The following is a 19511-nucleotide window of genomic DNA, read 5'->3' as shown; positions in this document are numbered from 1 at the left end:
CAATGAGGAATGTAAAGATAAATTTTATAGAAGCAGCAATGAAATACCGAGAGGTAACCATTGTGCTTACACTGCTTTTAATGGTTTTTGGTCTCTATTCACTGTTCACAATGCCACGTAGTGAAGACCCGGAGATCACGGTCAGAAAGGGATTGGTCATTGCCGCATACCCTGGGGCCGATGAACTTCAGGTAGAGCAACAGCTCACTGAAAAAATAGAACAATACCTCTTCAGTTTTGAGGAAGTGAAAAAAGATGAAACCATTTCGGATACAAAAGCCGGACAAGTGGTCATTACCGTTGAATTGAATGAAAACGTCAAGGATACCGACAGGTTTTGGGCTACTTTACAAAATGGATTGAACACCACTTTCCGTATGAACTATACCCTGCCAAATGGAATTGTCGGGCCTATCGTAAACAGCAATTTTGGTGATGTAGTCGCACAAATGATCACCGTTTCAGCTCCCGGTAGAAGCTATGCAGAAATAGAGTCCTATTTGGACAAGTTGGAAGACGGACTGAAAACCATTGATGAAACATCAAAAATAAATCGGTATGGCGAACAGAAAGAACAGATTTATGTAACCCTGAATAATGAAAAGCTAAAACAATATGGGATAGACATCTCCAATATAGCACAGATTATCCAGACCCAGAATGCTACCGGGTATGCCGGAGAAATAAAATTACAGCATGTAAATGCCAATGTATTTGCGAAAAATCAATACAAAAACGCAACGGCCCTGGGTAATCAAATTGTTTTTAGTGACCCAATGGGTAAAATAATCCGTTTGAAGGATATAGCGACCATAGAACGCAAATACGAAGAAGAGGAAAGCTACATTCAAGTAGACAACCAACGTGTCACCATGCTGTCGGTTGAAATGCAGCCCGGAAATAATATCGTGAAATTCGGAGAAAAAGTCGAAGAAAAAATAAGCGAAATAAAGCAGCATTTACCCCAAGATGTTCAAATTAAAACCATTGTAAACCAGCCTGAGGTCGTAAAAGAAAGCATAAATCATTTTATGCTGGAATTCATTATCGCCATTTCCTCCGTAATCATAGTGGTAATCCTTTTATTACCATTCAGGGTTGCCGTTGTATCGGCCTTGGCCTGTCCCATTGCCATTATCATCACTTTCGGAATATTGAACATGATAGGTATAGAAATCCATCAGGTTTCCCTTGCCGCTTTGATCATTGTGCTAGGAATGGTGGTTGACAATGCTATTGTGGTAGTCGATAATTATATTGAAAAACTTGATGAGGGTATTGATAATTGGACGGCCGCTTGGCAAGCTGCTACCCAATTGATGGTCCCAATCTTCACGGCAACCTTGGCCATCATATTCGCGTTTCTACCTTTAGCCCTTTTCTTGAATGGTTTGGCCAAGGAATTTATACAATCATTACCCATAGCGGTTGCTATCGCCTTGGTCACTTCTTTCTTAGTTGCCCTTTTATTAACGCCGTACATGTGTTATGTATCTATCAAAAAAGGATTGAAACACAAGGTAAGTGAACGACCCCCAAAATTATCATTACTTGATCGCATACAATCCCGTTTTAATAATTGGCTTGATTATAGTTTTCGCCATCCTAATATTACATTGGCCTTTGGTATAGTTTCAATTATAATGGCATTCATCATTGCCGGAAACACCGAACAGGAACTGTTCCCGACAGCCGAAAGAAACCAGTTCAATATTGAAGTTTGGTTGCCCAATGGTTACCCGTTAAAAGAAACCGAAAAAGTGGTCAACCGAATCGAAAAAGAAATAAGAGATGATGAGCGCATAGTTACTGTGGCCAGTTTTGTCGGCACAAGTTCCCCACGTTTCCATACTACCTACGCCCCCGAAGTTCCCCGTGAGAATTTTGCACAGATTTTCATTACCACAATAGGCAATGATGAAACCGATGAGTTGGCCCATGAATATTTGAAAAAATTTGACGGCTATATTCCTGACGGATATATAAGGGTGCGGCAATTAGCACTTAAAGAATCACCTGCCCCTATAGAGATTCGTATTGTAGGGGAAGATATGAACGATCAAAAAAAGGTCGCCGAACAGGTAAAAACCATTCTGGAAAATGCAGAGGGAACGAACTGGGTCAGAACCACATATCAAGACGATTACTTCGGTATTAATGTAAATTTAGACGATAACAAAGCCAATCGGGTCGGGGTTACCAATGCCATGGTATCACAAACCTTAGGGGCCGGCTTAAGTGGCTATCCAGTTTCAACATTATACGAGGGCGATAAACCAATTGATATTCTACTGCGTTTGGATGTTGAAAACAGAAATGACATCGATGATGTCGGTGAAGTAAGTATTCCTACCCTTTACGGGACCAAAATACCGTTAAAAGAAATTGCTTCGATTTCCCCTGAATGGCACACTGGTGTTATTGCCAGAAGAAATGGGTTAAGGACCTTGACCGTACAAACCGAGACCCAAATGGGAATAAAGGCCTCTAACATTCTAAAAAAAATAAAACCCTCTATAGACAATCTTGAATTGCCCGAAGGAATAACCCTTAATTACGGGGGCGAATACGAAAGTTCGTCTGAAACAATGCCACAAATGGCAACCTCTTTGGCTGTTAGCCTAGTTCTGATATTTTTGGTCTTATTGTTCCAGTTCAAAAATTTTACGCGGGTCCTTATTGTTTTGGCCACCTTCCCCTTGAGCCTACTCGGTGCTTTCCTTGGATTACAACTTACTGGAAATCCGTTTGGATTTACGGCCTTTATGGGTGTTATCAGTTTAATCGGTATTGTGGTAAGGAACGGAATAATTCTGGTGGATTATGCCGACGAACTCGCCATAGACCATAACTATTCCATTAAAGGAGCTGCCAAAGCCGCTGGTAAAAGAAGAATGCGCCCAATTTTCTTGACCTCCGCAGCTGCCGCAGTAGGGGTAATTCCCATGATTGTGGGCAAGTCCCCACTTTGGGCTCCGTTGGGTAGTGTTTTGGCTGTCGGATTGATTGTCTCTATGGTCTTGACCTTGTTCATAGTTCCGATCCTATATTACAAGTTTGCCAAAAAAGAATACCCACGAACACATGATCGCCCAAAGGTGAAGAAAATTTTATACAAACCAAGTTTCGGAATGTTGAAAATGAAATTATCAAAAATACTGCCTGCAATCCTTTTCATGTTTGTGTTACAAATCGGTTATGGTCAAGAGCAACAGCTGAGTCTAGACGATGTAAAGGCTTTGGCGATTGAGAATAATAAAGAGATAGCTAAGGAACAGTACTCGTTAGATGCGGCCGGAGCCGCCCTAAAGGCTACAAAAACAATGGATAAACCGTCAATTGAGGCAAATGCTTATGGAATATATATTGATAACATTCCTATGGACTTACTGCCGAATACCATGTTATATTCTTCAGTTGGGGTGTCCCAAGTGGTATATGCAGGGGGCAGGATCAATAAAGCCAAGAAATTAGCCCATACAGCCGTTGATCTTCAAACTTCGAAAAAGAAATTGACACAAAGTGAGGTGCTGTTAGATGTGGAAACAACTTATTGGCAATTGGTCAATGTAAAAGGAAAGGTAGAATTGGCCCAGAAATATCAAAAGTTGTTGAAAGAATTATTGGTCGATCTCACTAACCTGTTTGAAGCCGGATTATCCTATAAAAATGACTTACTGGAAGTGCAGGTAGAAGCGAATCAGGCAGAGTTGAACCTGACCATAGCCAATGACAATCTACAAATGCTCAAATTACGGATGGCGCAATTGACCGGATTGGAAAACACCCATTTTGATGTGAACGGCACCATAAACGAAGAAGCAATTTTGATAGAAGAAGCTATGATCTCGTCTGCAGTGGAAAATCGACCTGAAATCGCTATGATGGAAAACGCTGTTGAAATTGGAAACCTTCAAACGGATTTGTTGAAAGCAGAAAGAAAACCTACCCTTGGTGTAAGCCTATCCGAGTCCTATACGTACGGTGATAATATAGATGCCACTCAGGGCGAAGATGATTTAACCAACTTTGTGGGATTGGCAAGTTTGAACATTCCCATTTTTGATTGGGGAGGAAGAAAACAACGGGTAAAAGAACAACGTTTTAAGGTTGAGGCCCAAAAGGCCGAGTTGGAACAGACAAAAGAATTGGTCACAATTGAAATTCAAAACGCCAATTTAGAGCTGAATCAGGCTATAAAAAGAGTCGAAATTGCGAAAAAATCATTGGAACAAGCTGATGAAAACCTGAAACTACATCAAGATAGGTTTGATGCCGGAACTGTTAATGGCAGTAAGGTCTTGGAAGCCCAAGTACTTTGGCAACAAGCCTATTCCGACTTGATTGATGCAAAGGCCAACTACAATATTCGCAAGGCAACATATTTCAAAAGTATCGGGCAATTAAATCAGTAAATGATATGGAAACGACAATCTTTGGTAAAAAAGACATCATCTTGAAGAAGGCAACCCTCTTGTTTACAAAATATGGGACCCAAAGCTTATCGATGGATGATATAGCAAATGAATGTGGCGTTTCAAAAAGGACCGTTTATAAATATTTCCAGAATAAGGCCGATCTCATTAATCAAATTATCGGAATAAAAATTACAAGGTTCCAAGAAAATTTAGAGGATATTACCATGAAGTCGAAAAATGCCGTTGTAGAACTCCATTGGTTTTTTATGTACTACAAAGAAGTAATATCCTCTTATTCACCTACTTTCTTAAGGGATTTAAAGCGCTCTGAACTAATATTCTATGTAAAATATTCGAATATCAACAATGAAATCATACTACCTTTCTTCCTTAAAAATATAAAAAGAGGCCAACTAGAAGGGCTTTATAAGCAAGATTTGGACCAGGAAGAAATGAGCCAATCCGTTTTGAACATGTTAAGCTACATTTTTAGCGAAAATTCACTCGCCCATATTGAAAATACATACGGAACGTTGGATTTTTTTGGAAAGCTATTGATGCATAGATTGGTAACAGTGGGAGGATTGGATGAGTTAAATGCACAGAACTCATAAACCATCTTGTAGAATTTATAACATACTTACCCAAAACTTTTACCTGATAAAAACCCCTTGTATTCTAATCATACAAGGGGTTTTGTTTTTTATTTTTGACCTTTTTAGGTCTCGACTGCGCTCGACCTGACAAACCTTGACTTGGATATTTGATAAGAAGCATAGCTAAAAATTATTGGTGACCCTGTCCGGTCAGTGAAAATGAAAATCATACCCATGAGGTCTCGACTGCGCTCGACCTGACAAACCACGACTGCGCTCGACCTGACAAACCCCGACTGCGCTCGACTTGACATACCTCGACTTGACATACCTCGACTATGCCTGCCTAACAATTCTTGCCTTGTTTTTTGGATTACTATTGATATGGTCGTTATCATTGGTGCGCTAAAAGCCACATTTATATACCCCTGTCCGGTCGAGCGCAGTCGAGACCTCTTTCCGACCAGCCCAAACACAGAAACCTGGACTACGTTCATAGCCCAGGAAACCTTTCCCTCTTTTGGATCACATCCTCAATTTAATGAATACCTCGTGTGTACCGTTCGATTGTGACGCGATCTCATTGTCGAACGGTGCCTCATAGGCATAGCCCATATTGATCCAATTGGCCGCATTAAAGATAAACAATCCCCCAATTCCTTCTTCATACCTATACGTGGGGCCCAGCTCAACCTTATCGTTAAAACTGAACGCTGCCGTAATATCCACAGAAAGCGGGGTAGCCTCTACATACCTGAACATCGTGGAGGGCTTGAACATTATTCCCTTGGAAAGCTCAAAATCATATCCCCCGGCCAAATACACATGTGGCTTACCGGCTGCATACGTTGCCACGCCTTCCTCTTCCTCTAACCGATCATTACTTAATAGTGCCGGTACCGAAAGGGAAGCAAAAAAACGTTCCCCTTTGAGCAATGCCCCGGCACCTATGTTCGGTTTAAAACTACCATCGATATTGTTTAAATTTGGATCAGATCCAATACCGAATGTCGTTAAACCCGAAAGATTGGCATCATAGGAATTGGCCCCGGCCTTTACCCCGAAATAGAGTTCGGTTACCGCCGATAGTTGTAATTTATAGGATACATCGACATTTATGGATGTACTTTTCTCAATGAACGTTTGGTCATTGATGATTGATATTCCCAAGCCCAGGTTCTTGCCCATAGGGGTCCCGAAAAACACACTTTGGCTTTCCGGCGCACCTTCTACATTTACCCATTGACTCCTTATGTTCAGCCCCACTTCGGTGCCCTGGGATACCCCAACACCCTCAACACCCATAGCGGCACCCGCATAGGCGGGATTCACCAAGTTCATCGTATAACGGTAAAAAGCTCGGTTGGGGTCTTGTTGCCCCATGACACTCACCAGTGTTAAAAATCCCAGTAAGCATAGAACGGTTGTTTTGATCGTGTTTTTTCTCATATTATATTTTTTCGTTGTTTAATGAAGGCCGAGTTTTTTTGTGGGAACACATTCTGACCCGACCTTCACCCATGCAACAGTATTGGTTTTTTGTTTTTATTAGTAGTTGATGAAAATCCAGCCGTCCTGTGGTGCTGAACCATCATTTAAGTTAATGATGTAATAGTAGGATCCCGTAGGTACCTTCTCGCTTTTATTGTTATAAATAGCGCCCCAATCGTTTTGGTAACCTAATGCCGAGAATACCTCATGGCCCCATCGGTTGTACACTTTTACGATTGAGTTCGGGTAATTTTCGATTCCGTTTATGACCCAACCATCGTTGATACCATCGCCGTTCGGGGTAAAGGCCTGGGCGGGCACCAAGGTAGCCCCTTCGGTGGCAGCACCTTCATCTGTCGGATAACTGTTCTGATCTAAAGGGTCTGTGTTTTCATCCAGCTCATCCTCATCAGTGTAACCATCGTTGTCGTCATCCGTATCGGCATTGTCCCCTGTTCCGTCTCCATCGTTGTCGGTATCTTCATCTGCATCCAATGGGAATGCATCTTCCGTGTCCAGAGTGCCATCGTTGTCGTCATCGGTATCGGCATTGTTGCCCGTACCATCGCCATCGGTGTCCGTATCTTCGTTTTCATCCAATGGGAAAGCGTCTTCGGTATCCGGGGTGCCATCATTGTCATCATCGGTGTCTTCCCCATCTGCAGTACCGTCACCGTCCGTATCCTTTTGGCTATCGGCACATCCGTTGGCATCCACGGCCTCGTCTTCCGGGGAATCGGGGCATTGGTCCTCGGCATCGCTTACCCCGTCGAAATCGGAATCTTTTTGACTCTCTGAACAGCCTTCAGCGTCTACCGTTTCGCCAGCTGGGGTATCTGGACACATATCCAAGGTATCGTTGATACCATCTTCATCGCTATCGGCCTCTTTTTGGCTATCGGAACACCCATTGGCATCTACAGTTTCGCTTACCGGTGTATTGGCACAGATATCGTTTTCATCTAAAACACCATCATCATCGTCATCGGTATCGGCATTGTCGCCCATACCATCACCATCGGTATCGGTATCTTCGCTTGCATCTAATGGAAAAGCATCTTCGGTATCCAAGGTGCCGTCATCGTCATCATCGGTATCGGCATTGTTTCCTGTACCATCATTGTCGGTGTCGGTATCTTCGTTTTCATCCAATGGGAAAGCATCTTCCGTATCAGGAGTACCATCACCATCGGTATCGGCATCTTTTTGGGAATCGGAACAACCATTGGCATCTACGGTTTCCCCAGCAGGGGTATCTGTACAGTTGTCCAAATCATCTGACACACCGTCTTCATCCGAATCAACATTGTCACAATTTAGACCGGCATCGAAAATTAACCAACCGTAGGTATCGATAATTTTTTGGCGAGCGGTTTCACCTATACAATAACTGGTATAACCATTAAAACTTACATTTTTTTGCAGGGACAAATCACTCCAACCATTTAAGATATTATCGTAATTGGTGGCTGATAAACCGGAACGATTAAACATTTGCCTCATATCTGTAACATTGCCTACGTCCCAATTACCAATATCCTGATTGAAATCCGAAGCCTCATCAAACATAGACCACATATTAGTAACATTGCTCACATCCCATTGTGATATATCCCCATTAAAAGCTAAAGCAGAGTAGAACATTCCCGACATATCAGTTACATTGCCCACATCCCAATTACCAATATTCCCATTGAAACCCGAATTATTAAACATTTGACTCATATCTGTAACATTGCCGACTTCCCAGGAACCAATATCCTGATTGAAATTTTCTGCACTATGGAACATATAGGTCATATAAGTAACATTAGAAACATCCCAATCACCGATGTCTCCATTAAATTTTGTTGCAAAGGAGAACATACTTTCCATACTGATTATATTGCCCACATCCCAATTATTTAGGTCTTGGTTAAAAGTACTTGCTCGGTAAAACATTCTACCTATAAGGGTCACATTGCTTACATCCCAATCAGCTATTTTGCCATTAAAATCATAAGCACTATGAAACATAGACCACATACTAGTAACATTGCTCACATCCCAATCATTTAAGTCTTGATTAAAGCTTTTTGCATTATTGAACATGTTAGCCATATTTGTCACGCTACTCACATCCCAACTGCCAATATCTTGGTTAAATGCAGTTGCATAGTAAAACATTGACTCCATATTCGTAACCTTACTTACATCCCATTGTGATATATCCCCATTAAATGCATAAGCATAATAAAACATTTCATTCATATTGGTAACATTACTAACGTTCCAATTGCTAATATCCCCATTGAAAGCCGAAGCCCCTGTAAACATATTTTCCATATTCGTAACATTGGACACATCCCAATCATTTAGGTCTTCGTTAAATGAAGTGGAATTACTAAACATACTACGCATATCTGTTACCGAAGAAAGGTCCGGCACATCAGTAGCATTGATAACAAGATTAACACAACCAGAAAAAGCTGAAGCCATACTTATCCATTCTTGATTACCCCATTGCTCTACGGAAAGCAATTTCTTTCTATTATCACTATCAGAATTACTAGAAAATATCCTTGGAAAATCCCCACTAATACTTACTGTATAAGTACCTGCCGCTGTATATTTATGGGTGGCATCTACCCATTTGTCATACACTCTAGTATCGTTAGATCCATCGCCCCAATCCACAGTATAGGCATAGTAAATATTTCCATATTCATAGATTGGTATTGTTATTGACTCATTTGCAGTATCGGTTTTCCAAGTGGTGATAAAGGGTATGTCCGGGCAACCCTCACCGGCATCGAAAATCGTCCAACCATAGGTATCAATTAAAGATTGTCTTGCTGTTTCTCCTTCACAATACGTACTATTATCGGCATTAAATATGATTCCTGTTGGTATTTGTGTTTCCCCGGCAACTGTATCCAAAGTGTTCCAGCCAATTAATGTTTTATCGTAGTTCTCCTGTGATAATGTTGAGCTCTTGAACATATAATCCATAGAGGTTACATTACTTATATCCCAATTACCCAGGTTTTGGTCAAAAGCCGTTGTCATGTAAAACATACCTCCCATTATGGTTACATTGCCTACATCCCAATTACTGATATCTTGATTAAAAGCTGTTGTTTGGGAAAACATACCTGACATACTGGTTACCTTGCTTACATTCCATCCGCCAATGTCTTGGTTAAATGCTTCTGCTATATAAAACATAGTAGTCATATCGGTAACATTACTCACATCCCAGGAACCAATATCCTGATTGAAATTTCCTGCACTACGGAACATACTCGCCATATTGGTAACATTAGAAACCTCCCAAGCACTTATATCCCCATTAAATTTAGTTGCCATATGGAACATAGATTCCATGTTGGTTACAGCACTTACATCCCAGCCTCCAATATTTTGATTAAATTCTGATGCTCCATGAAACATATAACCCATATCGGTAACATTACTCACATCCCAACCACTGATATCCCCATTAAATTTAGTTGCCTCGTAGAACATCTTATACATACCGGTAACCAAAGAAAGATCTGGCGCATCCGTGGCATTATATTCCAAATTAGAACAAAGCGAAAAACTACGGTTCATACTGGCCCATTGTTGGTTTCCCCATTGATCAATAGTTAGAAGTTGCGTCATACCTTCAAAATAAATATGTGGAAAAACACCGGAAATCGTTATGGTATAAATACCTTCATCATCATAGTAGTGGGTTGCCCTACTCTCATAAACCCTAGTATCCGTAGAACCATCACCCCAATCTACGGTATAGGCGTAGGTGTATTCTGATGTATTGGCCGGGATGGTAATCCGTTCATTTGCACTTTCCGTTTTCCAAGTGGTGATAAAAGGCAAGAAGGGGCAATCCTCTCCGCCATCGGTAATAGACCACCCATAGGTGTCAATTAAATCTTGCCGTGCTGTTGCTGCTTCACAATAATTGCTTTGTCTTGCTGTAAACACAATGTCTGTTGGTATTTGTGTTTCCCCGGCAGCTGTATCCAAAGTGTTCCAGCCTATTAAGGTGCTGTCGTAATTTTCCATTGACATATTTGTATCGTCGAAGAAATACTCCATATCCGTTACATTACTTATATCCCAACTTCCTAAATTTTGGTCGAAATTCGATGCTGCTTCGAATATGCTGTACATGTTACTCACATTACCCACATCCCAATTGCTGATATCTTGATTAAAAGATGATGCCCGAAAAAACATTAGATTCATATCGGTCACACTGCTCACATCCCAACTGCTGATATCTTGATTAAACGATGTGGCAAAATAGAACATATGACCCATTTTGGTCACATTGCTAACATTCCAGTTGCTTATATCACTATTAAAGGAACCTGCATTAGCAAACATTCTTCCCATATCTGTCACCAAAGAAAGATCTGGGGTGTCTTCTGCGTTAATAGTAAGGTTAGTACACCCGCTAAAGCTATAGTACATACTCAACCATGTCTGGTCTCCCCATTGTTCTACGGTAAGTAATTTTTTATTATCCCCTGAATCCGGAAATTTTAAATGCGGAAAAACCCCGCTGATGCTTACCGTGTAGGTGCCTTCAGCTGCATAGGTATGGGTGGCATCACCCGTATATACTGCAGTATCGGTTGTCCCATCGCCCCAATCCACCGTGTAGGCAAATGTACCATCACCGGTGGGTATGGTAATTTGATTGTCGTTTGATGACCCTTCATTATCGGTTTTCCAAGTGGTGACGAAGGCAGTTTCAGAACAATCCTTGCCCCCATCGTTAATCGTCCACCCATAGGTGTCAATTAAAGATTGTCTTGCTGATGCTCCAGCACAATAGGTGCTATTACCGCCATTGAATGTAATATTTAGTGGTATTTGTCTTTCCCCTGCGGCTGTATCTAAAGTACTCCAGCCAATTAGGGTGTTGTCGTAATTTGTTATGGAAAGTTTTGCTCCTTGAAACATGCGTTTCATATGGGAAACATTACTAATATCCCAATTCCCGAGGTTTTGATCAAAAGCAGAAGCCTCTTCGAACATACCTTTACCGATCAGAAATTCTTCCTCTGGAAAGTAAGGGTCTTCAAACCTTATTGGATCTTGAACACTTCCAAAAGTAACTACGTTACTTACAGCCCATCCGCTGATATCCTGATTAAAGTTAGTTGCGTCTGCGAACATTCCGCCCATACCAACTACATTGCTAACATTCCAATTGCCAATATTTTGATTAAAATCTGTTGCCCCTTCAAACATTCCCTTATAGGTCTCAATATGTTCCGTCATGACATCCAAATATGTTCCCATTAATCTGACTGAGCTTACATCCCAATTACCGATATCCTGATTAAAGAGAATAGCATCTGCGAACATACCGGACATATCTTGTACGAGACTTACATCCCAACCACCAATATTTTGGTTAAAAGCAGAAGCCTTGTAAAACATTCCAGACATATCGGCTACGCTACCTACATCCCAACTGCCAATATCTTGGTTAAATGCAGTTGCATAGTAAAACATTTCGGACATAGTGGTTACGCTACTTACATCCCAACTGCCAATATCTTGGTTAAATGAAGTTGCATGGTAAAACATTTTCTCCATATCAGTTACGTTGCTTACATTCCAACTACTAATATTTTGATTAAAAGAAGTAGCCTGATAAAACATTTGACTCATATTGGCAACTAAAGAAAGATCCGGCACATCTGTAGCATTTAGCACAAGGTTTCCACATCTTTTAAAAGCCTCCTGCATAGAGCCCCATTGTTGGGTTCCCCACTGTACTACAGAAAGTAGTTTTTCATTATCGCCATAAAAGGGAAATTTTAAATGAGGAAAATCTCCACTGATACTTACCGTATAGGTGCCTGCTGTTGCATAAGTATGGGTGGCATCACCCGTATATACCGCAGTATCGTTAGTACCATCGCCCCAATCCACCGTATAGGCAAATGCGCCATCACCTGTGGGAATGGTAATTTGATTGTCATCCGTAGATTGGTAAGAGGTATTATCCGTTTTCCAGGTGGTAATAAATGCATCTTGTGCCTGTAAAAATCCGAAGCTTAAAAACGCTAGCAGGATAAGTAAGGGATGTGTAAATTTCTTTTTCATAAATAATTTAATTGGTTGATAATTGATTTGTACATACTTTATCGACTTTACATTCTATGTAGGAAAATGCCGATATTTATTTCTGATGGGTTTAGAACGGAGCATGAAAGAGAATGATATATAGGGAACTTGGCGAATATGGGCCTACATACGATTTGGACACCGTTAACGGCCCATAAAAAGAAAAGAAAGAAAGAAGTTTCTTACAATATAATTACTTGTAAACAAGTAATTTAAATGACTATTAAACTGCATGTAAAAAAGGAATATTTTTATGACCTCGATGTCTTAAAAAATTATCTTTAAATATGTGTCCAAATACGATTTGGACACACAAATAGGTGAATGAGCGACAAAAATGAGTTAAATGACGTGTTTTTTTAAGTGGAACCGTATGATAATCCAAGGGCATTGTTTCGATTCCAGAGCAAAAATCATTGGTCTTATCTCATTTAATATGGTAATTTTTATGATAGTTTTTAGTTGGTTATTTAGGTCTCGACTGCGCTCGACCTGACATAAATCGACTGCGCTCGACCTGACAAACCCCAACTGCGCTCGACCTGACAAACCTCGACTGTATTCATGCCAAAAAAAGAATGTTTTTCTATCAACTATTTGAGCTGAATTCCGTAACGTTCATCGTAGTAACCTTTTTAAACGTCTTGCTAAAAGAACTTCTATTGGCAAAACCACATTGCTGTGCAAGGGCCTCCATGGTATTCCTCTCTAAATAACCGAGGATAATAAGTTTCTTTCCTTTTTCTATTCGCACATTGTTCCTATACGCCGAAAAACTGAGCCCTAATTGCTGATTTAGAAAATAGGATAAATGGTGTGTAGGTATTTCCAATGCCTTGGCACAACTTGTCAAATCAAAATCCTGTTCATAGAACGCCCCACTTTCTTTTATACCATTTAACTGACTTAACAATACATCAACATCCAACCCGAACTTCAATTCTTCTTGCTTCGGTGCAGTTGATAATACTGTTCTGGTTTTTTTGCTCCTAGGATACCCGTACAAAATTGAAGGAAAATATATGGGCATTATACCTATGGCAAATAGGACCACATAAAATACAAAATTGACGGTTTGTAAAATTGGTCCCGAAGAACGTAAGAAATCGATCTTCAGCAATTTTTCAAATGCGAACATTGTCGCCAATAAGGACATTAAAATAAATAGGACATATAAGGAAATTACCCAAATAAGCAACTTACGATCTTTTTCCTTCAATAAGTTTCGAATAAAATCCAACAATAAAGGCAATAGACTGATCAAGGCTAAAAACTGCCATAGAAAGCGCATTGCATAATGTTGGTTTATATTAAACAATCCATATTGCACGTCAAGTCTTTCCTCTGGTTTTGCATACGCATTTTCAATAATAACATCATATACCTCTTGTGGTTTGGCATAAACATTCACAACATCAACAAAACCGATTATAAAGGGTATAAACACTAGCAAATACCTCCAACGCCAAACAAATTCATCTTTGATCAGGGTTAAAAAATAAAAAAATATGGGTACGGCTATTAAATTATACAAAGGCAGTGGCCATACGTAGAACCATTTAAACTTCAACAGTAAACCGGATTCAATAACGTAGGTTTGAAATGTATAAATAGAGAATATCGCATAAAACGCCCCCAAAAAGAAGGTGGAATATCTATTAACGGACTTTCTGGCAAAAAAGGAAATTGCCAATACCATTCCGAAAACACCAAGAACTAAGAAAATATTTTGCAAATTGTAGGTTATTACATATTCGTGGTAATAATCGTAAAATTAATTTTTTTTCAATGTAAACAAACTACCCCTAACATTTTATTTCCGTTTTTTTGTTTTACCGAATTCGGTTTACTAAAACCCCAATCGTATAAAAAACAATCTCCATAAATATCAAAACGCGAAAATGTATGCTGTTTCTTTCATTTGAATTTGACAAAACACATAATCGACAAACCTTTTTATACCTTAAAGTAATATCCCGTTGAACTGAACAGCTTTTAGCTATCTATTATATCGAATATTGGCTTTTATATAGGTAAGCATATAATCAGCCTAATCACAGCTCTCCTAAATATCTAAAAACAAGCCAATTACAATAAATTGTGATTTAAAAGTAAAACCTTTGTTAGTGTCTTCTTACTTTTCAATATCCACCGAATAAATTAAACCAGCCTTCATATCTGGCAATAATAATCGGCCATTGGCCTCTTCCAAATAAAAATCCGCGGCGGACTGAAGACCTTCCACCAACACTTCGGCCTCTTCCGTTTCCCCATTTATTTTCCAGACCTTACCTTGTACCCAACTACTTATATAATAATTTCCCTTACTATCCTGTTCTACCGCATCACCTCCCCGAAAAAGCCCTTTCAATGGTCTGAATTCGCCATCTTTATGCACCAATAAATTACCAAGAAAAAAAGCACTGACCATAATGTTTCCATTGTTATCGACCCCTACCCCATTTGGGTTTAACATTAACGGGGAAGTATCTTGCTCAATGGTAATTTTGCCGTCTTTGGAAATATGGAAGATGCGCCCTACTTGGGGTATTTTTTTGGCCTGCTCACTTTCCAAAGGCCAAAGATCGCCATTTTCATCACGCATATAATTTGAAGCCCCCATATCCGCAACGTAAATTCCTTTTTTATCCGCATCCAACGAGACATCATTAAGATATAAGGCTTCTACGGGAAATTGGTCTTTAGATACAAAAATAGTTGCCTTGCCGTTTTCATCAACTTTCCAAATACGGTTGATATCGGAAAAGTAAAGATGACCGTCCAAATAAACGATTCCTTTTGGTTCATTAAAACCTGTTGAGAATACCTTAACACCATCCTCGGAAATTTCAACCACCTCACCATCCCCTTCTTCTTTGCCGTTCATTATGGTCACATAATAGTTACCCTTAAAACCTTTGGTTATACTTTCCGGTTTCACCCCTACTTCTATAGGGAAGGTAATTTGGGGTGCTTGGCCATAGCCAAATGTTAAACACAGCAACAATAGATAAAAATTGATTGACATTGTTTTTGCTTTAAACCGCATTTTTAAAGTTTTCATGGTTTTATGTTTACTTACTATTAATAGACATTTTATCCTTGGGTACTCATACCGTCATAAATCAAATTAGACCATCCCGAACCACCTTCTTTATAAAAGTAGGTAATTTGCCTATTTTTCAATGTTCATTATTCGCCTTTTTGCCATTTACAACCCAATAGAGTCCGCCATAAATATGGTCTAAGAACATTTGGCTTAAAAAAACTTCTGGTTTGTGCCCTAAAGATGTGTAAAAAGAACGGCCACCATCATACTCTTGATACCAAGCCACTGGGTGTACTTTACCCATCCCCGTAAGTGGTGTTTCATTATAACCCATCGCAGGGTCGTAAGAACTTTCATCAACGGTGAGCACCACACGCATAGCTTGACTTTGTAAATGGGTAAAATTATACCATTCATCGCTCCAAAGAAATTGTTCGGGCAAATGTAGATTGGAAGGAAACAATGGTGCCACATTTTGCACTATACCCGTTTGTAATTTTGGATGATCCTTAAACACCCCTCCAATAAGTTTATCGAACCAAGGTTTTCTTATATCCCCATTGGAACAGGCATGAATACCCACAAATCCGCCGCCGGCATTCATATAAGTTTTAAGTCCGGCCAACTGTTCCTGTGTTAAGATATCTGCATTTGCATTTAAGAAGACTACCGCACCATAAGACGAAAGGTCTTGGGTAAGATCATCTGCATTTTGGGTCCATGAAAAATCGAATTGATGTTGATCCGACATCTTTCTGAAAGCTTCAATGGCTGTCGGAATGCTTTCGTAATGCCAGGCATCTTGCCTAGTATACAATAAAACTTTAAACTGATCTTGGGCCCAAGCCCCATTAATAAAAGCCATAAGGAATATAATCGAAAAAATGTTCTTTTTGTTAGGATAGTACATTGATTTAAGGATTTACAATTTACAAAATAGAGTAGTAAAGATAGCTCCAAGCGCGTTCCACACTAAAAAGTGGTGGAAAATTATAATCTTCCACCTCGGCAACTACATATTGAAGGCCAGCAATACCCGCATATTCAAAATAACGGGTAAAATCCATCTTACCGCTTTCCCCGAGTTCTTGGTAATCTTTAACGTGCCAGCTAAAAAACCTTCCTGGAAATGCCTTTAAATAATCGACAGGGTCGGCCTTACCCACATGCATCCAATAGAGGTCTGCCTGAAAGGATACCACCTCAGAATCGGTGTTTTTTAAGAGAAAGTCATACATAGTCTTTCCTTCTATTTTTAGAAATTCATCTGCATGGTTGTGATAGGCAAACTTCAATCCTTTTTCCGCACACATTTTACCAATGATGTTATAATAGTGACAGTAGGCCCTTAATTCTTCTAGAGAATCCAGATTTTTCAAATTGGTATTGGAGGTGGTCAAATATTCAACCCCGGCCTCCAAATGGTCATCAATACAATTGGCCCACCATTGCAATGCATTGTCCCAGTCTTCCGCATTTTTTGGCAAATCATAAAAAGTCATGGACCCTTTGAATTTCAAATGATTGTCGTTTACCATTTTTTTAAATTCACTCGGGGAAAACCCATAAAAACCACGGTCTTTATAAACAAATGTCTCTATAAAACTATAACCAAACCGATCTAATAACCGTAAGGTTTTTTCTGGATCCAACTGCATTTGCTTATGTGCGGAAACCAATTGGATACCGATATTCTTGTCCTTGGGATTCTGTTTAACGTATCGGGTAGACCAAAGTTCTTTATGTTCTGGCGTTGTACCTGTTACCAATACATCGGTTTGATCATAGAATTTAAAGTCGACTAGCAAGATTTTGTTATCAAGCATATCGGTATCTTCCATATGCCAATTGTTCGGATTTGAAAAGCTTCCTTCACCATGGAACATTTCCCCCAACCCATTTTGACCCGTTGCTATTATTGCATTGGTCTTAATATCATACCCTATGAATTCTGAAAGTATAAAATCATAGTCGCCATCTTCCCATTGCTCCACATTAACGAACATGGCACTTTTATCCATTGTTGGGGTGTTGGTCATCCTAAGTAATGGATTGGAAGCGATACTGTCCGTTTGGGCATCAATACTGCTATACCAAACTCCAGAATACTGATGTAACATATCTTTTTGATGTTCCAATGGTTTTTGGGAAAAAAGAGTGGCAATAAAAAAAGAAATGAAAATAATGGAAATTATAAAACGATTGTTCAAGGGAGAAATCGATAAACTCATCATAAATTGTTTTATACATACATAATACAATCAAAAATATCGATTTATCATAATGCCATTCTAGGAGAACGGAAGCAAAGAATAGCACTTTTGATGCATTGTACGAATGAATTATGGTTTTACCCAATAATTTATCAGTATCCCAAATCCGGAATCGATGTGAAGGGAACCAAAACGTTTCAATAACAAACCCATGTTCAACGGAAAGGATAAGCCCTAACCTTTTTCTTGGCCGGGAGGATCAACATGGGGTTTATTGTAAAATAACAAAACTTTTAAAACCTCCTTCTCAAAAGAAGATATATAAAAATAGCGGCCAAGAGAATCGAAATCAACTTTTGTGTCAAGGCCGCTATTTACAAATACTATAATTTACTGATTTTTAAAGGATTATTGATTTTTTGGGCAAAATCCTTTAGGTAAGTATTCCAATTTTCCTTAGTGGTAAATTGTCCACTTTTTTTCCAACCAAAACCTGCGTAATACGTTACGCGGCCATCAGCAACCCCTAATTGGGCAAATAAATTGCTCTGATCCGTTTTGTTGGTTATATAGTTATCATAGGCGGTCATAGTGCCCTCAGCGGCAACAATTCCCGTTCCTATTTCAGAATCGCCATGTGGTTCCCAGTAGCTTACCCAACCTTGATTCACTTGGGTACTTATTTCCCCGTCTTTTTCATGGGAGGTTAGCCCTACTGAAACCTCATCGGTTCCGGTGACCTCAATAACGAACTTGGATAGGTTACTACCATAATCGAGTGATATGTATTTTCGTTCCGAAATAGTTTTATCACCAGCTTGCCAAGGGGCATAATCCAACCAAAAACTTGTACGTATGGGACCGGTTTCCAACGTCTTCCACTTAGTGAAATTCTTTGAGAAACTGTAGGTAGTATCAACCTTTACCGCTATACCGCCTACCCCTCTACTGGAACCGACGTGAAAATTGTCCAAGCCCTCACCGGTATCCTCATGGTACGTACCTTCGGTTTCCAATTCTTTTTTATACCATCGGTTGATAATGGGGTAATCTACCCTTTTCAGCCAAGCATCAATGCCACTGGATAGGGTTCCTCCCGGAACATTCTCCTCGATCATCTTTTGGGCTACGGGACCGTAGGTCCTAAAGGCTACCCGATTATTCTCCCAAGCATAATCATCGGTTCTTTCAGGTACAAATCGGGAGTAGCAGCTTGGAATCGTATCTTTATGAGACTGATCTTCCTTTAAAACAACTTCATAAGTTTTAGTCGAATTCGCTTTTATTTCTGGCTGAAACAACAAAACATCGGGGGTACCGTCCCCATCGGTATCGCTTAACTGGGAAACTTGTTCTTTCTTCGTTTCCGCATCGATAATGGTGTAGTTTTTGGAAGTATCAAGAGTTTCCCCTTCAGATTTTATATCCTTTAGTTCAATTTCCACGGTTTCGAACGAGCGATCCATATTAAGGTCATTCGTTACCATGAACTTCGGCAATGCCTCAGGTTTTTGGGTACAAGCAACTGCAACCAAACAGGCCAGGACTAAATAAATAAAACTTTTATTACGGGTTACTTTCATTGTATTATTCGTTTGATGGTTTACCAATG

General features: G+C 39.8%; 9 protein-coding genes. 2 read left to right on the top strand and 7 right to left on the bottom strand.

Translation table 11 applies throughout. The annotated features are described in order from the left end of the window. The first annotated feature begins 2 nt into the window (after positions 1 to 2). Positions 3 to 4415 (top strand): efflux RND transporter permease subunit, encoded by a 4413-nt coding sequence (locus R3X28_RS05440; RefSeq protein WP_317663099.1) that lies wholly within the window; start codon positions 3 to 5, stop codon positions 4413 to 4415. Between the two features lie 5 nt (positions 4416 to 4420). Next, positions 4421 to 5032, top strand: coding sequence for a TetR/AcrR family transcriptional regulator (locus R3X28_RS05435; protein WP_317663097.1), 612 nt, complete (start codon positions 4421 to 4423; stop codon positions 5030 to 5032). A gap of 507 nt (positions 5033 to 5539) precedes the next feature. Here R3X28_RS05435 and R3X28_RS05430 read toward each other — a convergent pair. From R3X28_RS05430 to R3X28_RS05400, 7 genes are all read right to left on the bottom strand, one after another. After that, on the bottom strand, positions 5540 to 6463 hold the full coding sequence (locus R3X28_RS05430) for a type IX secretion system membrane protein PorP/SprF (protein ID WP_317663095.1): 924 nt from the start codon (positions 6461 to 6463) through the stop codon (positions 5540 to 5542). A 99-nt stretch (positions 6464 to 6562) separates the two neighbouring features. After that, positions 6563 to 12616, bottom strand: a complete 6054-nt coding sequence (locus tag R3X28_RS05425) for a BspA family leucine-rich repeat surface protein (RefSeq protein WP_317663093.1) — start codon at positions 12614 to 12616, stop codon at positions 6563 to 6565. Between the two features lie 610 nt (positions 12617 to 13226). Continuing rightward, the gene (locus R3X28_RS05420; protein ID WP_317663091.1) at positions 13227 to 14372 is read right to left on the bottom strand and encodes a helix-turn-helix domain-containing protein; all 1146 of its coding nucleotides are present in this window, start codon (positions 14370 to 14372) and stop codon (positions 13227 to 13229) included. A 399-nt stretch (positions 14373 to 14771) separates the two neighbouring features. Next, complete coding sequence (locus tag R3X28_RS05415) at positions 14772 to 15701, bottom strand: gluconolaconase (protein WP_317663089.1); 930 nt, start codon at positions 15699 to 15701, stop codon at positions 14772 to 14774. Between the two features lie 118 nt (positions 15702 to 15819). After that, positions 15820 to 16596, bottom strand: a complete 777-nt coding sequence (locus R3X28_RS05410; RefSeq protein ID WP_317663087.1) for a ThuA domain-containing protein — start codon at positions 16594 to 16596, stop codon at positions 15820 to 15822. Between the two features lie 19 nt (positions 16597 to 16615). After that, complete coding sequence (locus tag R3X28_RS05405; protein WP_317663085.1) at positions 16616 to 17917, bottom strand: sugar phosphate isomerase/epimerase family protein; 1302 nt, start codon at positions 17915 to 17917, stop codon at positions 16616 to 16618. A 365-nt stretch (positions 17918 to 18282) separates the two neighbouring features. Next, positions 18283 to 19511, bottom strand: a 1229-nt coding sequence (locus R3X28_RS05400; protein ID WP_317663083.1) for a DUF4861 domain-containing protein, incomplete at its 5' end; no start/stop codon positions are given.

The sequence above is a fragment of the Maribacter sp. TH_r10 genome (genome assembly GCF_033101095.1).
Lineage (GTDB): Bacteria > Bacteroidota > Bacteroidia > Flavobacteriales > Flavobacteriaceae > Maribacter_A > Maribacter_A luteus.
This window is presented reverse-complemented; position numbering and strand designations above follow the sequence as displayed.